1 protein-coding gene is annotated in these 935 nt (G+C 56.1%); it reads left to right on the forward strand.

Annotated features, from left to right (window positions below; all coding sequences use genetic code 11):
- Nucleotides 1-935 (forward strand): Ig-like domain-containing protein (locus NA197_RS23335; protein ID WP_438796705.1); only part of this gene is annotated, 935 nt, incomplete at both ends.

The following is a 935-nucleotide window of genomic DNA, read 5'->3' on the forward strand; positions in this document are numbered from 1 at the left end:
ACGTGGTTCAACGCTACCCAGAGCGCGACGCCGGGCGTCTGGGATTATACCTGGCTGGCTGATGTGGGAGAGGGGAAGCATACCCTGACAGTGGAGGCGACCGACAAGGCGGGAAACAAAACGACGCAGAAACTGGACTTCATCATCGATACCCTACTGTCAGAACCGACTATCGTGCTGGACAGCACGGACGACAGCGGAACAAAAGGCGATAACCTGACCAACGTAAATAAGCCGACGTTTTTACTGGGCAATATTGACGCAGACGCGCGGTATGTCACGGTTGAGGTGCAGCATGGCGGCACGAAAGAGGTGCTGACGGCCACCAAAGACGCGACCGGCAACTGGAGCGTAACACCGACCGGCACATGGGCAGATGGCGACTATACGCTGACAGTGAGGGTGGAGGATGATGCGGGGAACGTAAAATACTCCGCGTCGCTGACGGTCACGGTCGATACCCAAATCACCATCGATGTTATTGAACTGGTTAACGACAGTGGTACCAGGGGCGACAATCTAACTAACGACGCCAATCCACATTTCCGCATCACGGTACCAGGGGATGTTAACGAAGTCAGTCTGAGCATTGACGGTGGCGTGACCTGGGTTAAGGCGACACAGAGCGTGACGCCGGGCGTCTGGAATTATACCTGGCCGGGCACCGTGCCGGATGGCGACTATACGCTGAATGTGAAAGCGACTGACAATGCGGGTAATACGGTGACGGAGACACTCCACTTCACTATTGATACCACGCTGTCGACGCCGGTCATCGTACTGGATAGCGCGGACGACAGTGGTGTCCATGGCGATAACATGACCAATCGCACCCAGCCGACATTTGCCCTGCAGCAAATTGATGATGATGCCGTTCGCGTTACGGTCAGCGTGGAGCATGGCGGCGTCACCACCACATTTGACGCCACGAAAGG

Source organism: Salmonella sp. NW884 (assembly GCF_051700745.1).
Classification (GTDB): Bacteria; Pseudomonadota; Gammaproteobacteria; order Enterobacterales; family Enterobacteriaceae; genus Salmonella; species Salmonella enterica.